The sequence below is a fragment of the Pseudomonas sp. Sample_24 genome (assembly GCF_004307605.1).
Classification (GTDB): Bacteria; Pseudomonadota; Gammaproteobacteria; order Pseudomonadales; family Pseudomonadaceae; genus Aquipseudomonas.
The window spans coordinates 1-3,727 of sequence record NZ_RCNW01000365.1 but is presented as its reverse complement, the minus strand read 5'-3'; the positions used below and the strand labels follow the sequence as shown (position 1 = coordinate 3,727).

The following is a 3,727-nucleotide window of genomic DNA, read 5'->3' as shown; positions in this document are numbered from 1 at the left end:
CCAGGGCGGCGGTGACCAGCGGCTGCAACACCTTGACCCAAAATGCCAGCCAGTAGCGACCATTGTTCAGGCCCTGGTCCGCCAGATAGTGGATGTAACCCCACAGGCCGGTGATCGACAGCGAGTCGGGCGCCATGACCACGGTGCTCAGCAGCTGCGGGCTCAACGCCACATCCCAGCGCTCGACCGGCGTACTGACCACTTCCGTGCTCTTTTCGTGGAACAGCGTGGTGGTGACGTCGCTCAGCTGCCAGTGATCCTTGTCGAACTCCGCACGCTTGGCGAAGCTGGAAGACAGCATGTGGCGCTGATCATCGAAGCGATAGCGGGTCACGCCATACAGCAAGCCGTTGGGCTGCACGGAGTTGACGTGAATGAACTCGTCACCCTGACGGTGCCACAGGCCATGCTTGGCACTCTGCGCATCGCCACTGCCCTGAGCCAGCGAACGGTTGGCCTGAGCGGTGCTTTCGGTTGCCGGTGCAACGTACTCGCCAATCAGCAGCCCCACCAGCATCAGCACCAGCATCGGCTTCATGACCGCCCAAACGATCCGCCCGATCGATACGCCAGCCGCGCGCATGATGGTCAGTTCACTGTTGCTGGCCAGGCTGCCGAGGCCGATCAGGCAGCCGATCAGTGCCGCCATCGGCAACATGTCATACAGACGCCGCGGCGCCGTCAGCAACACATAGCTGAGCACGTCGACCAGGGTGTAGGTATCGCTGACATCGCTCATCTCGTCAATGAACGCAAACAGGGTTGCCAGGCCAAGAATGATCCCCAATACCGCAAGGATCGCCATGAATACGCTGCTACCGATGTAGCGATCGAGCTTAACCACGGGCCACCTCCAGCGCGCTGCGGCGACTCGCCATCTTCAAGCGCAGAGGCTCCCAATAAAGCAGGCCCAGGCCAATGGCCAGGAATATCCCGTGCACCCACCACAAGCCCAGCGCAGGTGGAATCTTGCCCTTTTCGAGCGCGCCGCGAGCGGCAATCAGGATGGTCAGGTAAGCCATATACAGAAGAATCGCCGGCAACAACTTGAGGAAACGACCCTGGCGCGGGTTGACCCGCGACAACGGCACCGCCATCAAGGTCACGATAAACACCAGCAATGGCAGGGACAGGCGCCATTGCAGTTCGGTACGGGAGCGAATGTCGTCACTGCCGAGCAACGAGGTGGTGGTCATCGCGTCGCGGTCGGTCACCTCGTCACTGACATCCGGCTTGGGCAGCAGCACACCGTATTCGTCGTACTTGATCGCCCGGTAATCGGCCTGCCCGGGGTTACCGTCGTAGCGATAGCCATTGTCGAGAATCAGGTAACGGTTCCCGTCGGGGCGAATTTCCTGGCGGCCCTTCTCAGCCACCAGCACGGAGATCCCGCGATCCTTCTTGTCGGAACTGATGTTTTTCTGCGAAATGAAGACGCCGCCCAAGTTGATGCGGTCATCCGACAACTGTTCGGTGTAGGTCACCCGGGTGCCGTCACGCAGCGCCTGGAAACGGCCCGGCTCCAGGGTATCGAACTCGGTCAGGGCGTCCTGCTTGTTGAGCAACAGTTGAAACTGATTGGCACCCTGTGGCGCCAGGCTCAAGCTCAACCATGCCACGACCAGCGCCACCAGAGTGGCTGGAAACAGGGTCATGCGGAACAGGCGCTGCTGACTCATGCCGGTGGCCGAAAGCACGGTCATTTCACTCTCGAGGTACAGGCGACCGTATGAGAGCAGAATCCCGAGGAACAGACCCAATGGCAGGATCAGTTGAAGGAAGCCCGGCAGGCGAAAGCCCATGATCAGGAACAGCGACCCCGGATCCAGTTGACCCGAAGCGGCTTGGGCGAGGTATTTGATGAAGCGTCCACTCATGATGATGACCAGCAGCACGGCGCTGACGGCGCTCAAGGTCAACAGGACTTCGCGGGATAGATAACGGAAGACGATCAAACCAGACACTCCAGGGTTGTCAGGCTAAGGCGGCCAAACAAGCAAACATATCAGACAGCCCTAATGCAGAGCCGCCGAAAAAAAGATGGCGCATTATCCTGTGATTGATCGCGCCTGTCACTTCGCACCGCGCGAGCAGGCTGTCAAAGCGCTGAAGATCGTACAACCGAGGGTTGTCAGGCGCCGGTAGCGAGGTTCAAACTGCGGCCTTCGTCGCCGGTCACGACCGGCGCCTTTCTATTTATAGGCGAGCGACATACACACTTGTCGAGCGCTTGCGTGTTGACTATCAAATTCAGGGACCCGGACATGGAACTGGTTGTAAAAAGCGTTAACCCGGAAACGTTGAAGACCGCCACCCTGGTGGTTGCCGTCAGCGAAGGCCGCAAGCTCGGCGCCGTCGCCAAACAACTCGACGAACTCAGCGGTGGCGCCATCAGCGCCGTTCTGAAACGCGGCGACCTGGCCGGCAAAGTTGGCCAAAGCCTGTTGCTGCACAGCCTGCCGAACCTCAAAGCCGAACGCGTGCTGCTGGTGGGCGTCGGCAAGGATGAAGAGCTGGGCGACCGTCCGTTCCGCAAAACCATCGCCGGCATCCTCAACACCCTCAAAGGCCTGGGCGGCAGCGACGCCGTGCTGGCCCTGGACGAAGTTGTGGTCAAGGGCCGCGACAGCTACGGCAAGACCCGTCTGCTGGCCGAAACCCTGGTGGACGGCGAATATCAGTTCGATCAGTTCAAGAGCCAGAAAGCCGAACCGCGTGCCCTGAAGAAAATCACCCTGCTGACCATCAAGGCCGCCCAGGCTGAAGTCCAGCGCGCCGTGACCCACGCCACCGCAATCGCCAACGGCATGGCCTTCACCCGTAACCTGGGCAACCTGCCACCGAACATCTGCCACCCGACCTTCCTCGGCGAGCAGGCGAAAAACCTCGGCAAGGAATTCAAGGATCTGAAAGTCGAAGTCCTCGACGAGAAGAAGATCAAGGCCCTGGGCATGGGTTCGTTCTACGCCGTAGGCCAGGGCAGCGCCCAGCCGCCACGCCTGATCGTCATGCAATACAACGGCGGCAAGAAATCCGAGAAGCCATATGCGCTGGTCGGTAAAGGCATCACCTTCGACACCGGCGGCATCAGCCTCAAGCCAGGTGCCGGCATGGATGAAATGAAGTACGACATGGGCGGTGCCGCCAGCGTGTTCGGCACCCTGCGTGCCGTGCTCGAACTGAAGCTGCCGATCAACCTGGTATGCATCCTGGCGTGCGCCGAGAACATGCCGAGCGGCAACGCGTCGCGTCCGGGCGACATCGTCACCACCATGAGCGGCCAGACCGTGGAAATCCTCAACACCGACGCCGAAGGCCGTCTGGTGCTGTGCGATGCCCTGACCTACTCCGAGCGTTTCAAGCCGCAAGCGGTGATCGACATCGCCACCCTGACCGGCGCCTGCGTGGTTGCCCTGGGCTCCCATACCTCGGGCCTGCTGGGCAACAACGACGAATTGATCGGCCAACTGCTGAGCGCCGGCCAGGCTGCCGACGACCGCGCCTGGCAACTGCCGCTGTTCGATGAGTATCAAGAGCAGCTGGACAGCCCGTTCGCCGACATCGCCAACATTGGCGGCCCGAAAGCCGGCACCATCACCGCGGCCTGCTTCCTGTCGCGCTTCACCAAGAACCTCAACTGGGCACACCTGGACATCGCCGGCACAGCCTGGACCAGCGGCGGCAAGGACAAGGGCGCCACTGGCCGCCCGGTTCCACTGCTGACCCA

The 3,727-nt window shown here is 61.1% G+C and carries 3 protein-coding genes; 1 reads left to right on the top strand and 2 read right to left on the bottom strand.

All coding sequences use genetic code 11. The features are described from left to right. Positions 1-844, bottom strand: an 844-nt coding sequence (gene lptG / locus D8V06_RS20975; RefSeq protein ID WP_130931708.1) for an LPS export ABC transporter permease LptG, incomplete at its 3' end; no start/stop codon positions are given. After that, positions 837-1,955, bottom strand: a complete 1,119-nt coding sequence (lptF, locus tag D8V06_RS20970) for an LPS export ABC transporter permease LptF (RefSeq protein WP_056855179.1) — start codon at positions 1,953-1,955, stop codon at positions 837-839. The genes lptF and lptG, both read right to left, overlap by 8 nt. Before the next feature lie 309 nt (positions 1,956-2,264). Between lptF and D8V06_RS20965 the strand changes: the two genes are divergently transcribed. Then, positions 2,265-3,727, top strand: a 1,463-nt coding sequence (locus tag D8V06_RS20965; protein ID WP_130931707.1) for a leucyl aminopeptidase, incomplete at its 3' end; no start/stop codon positions are given.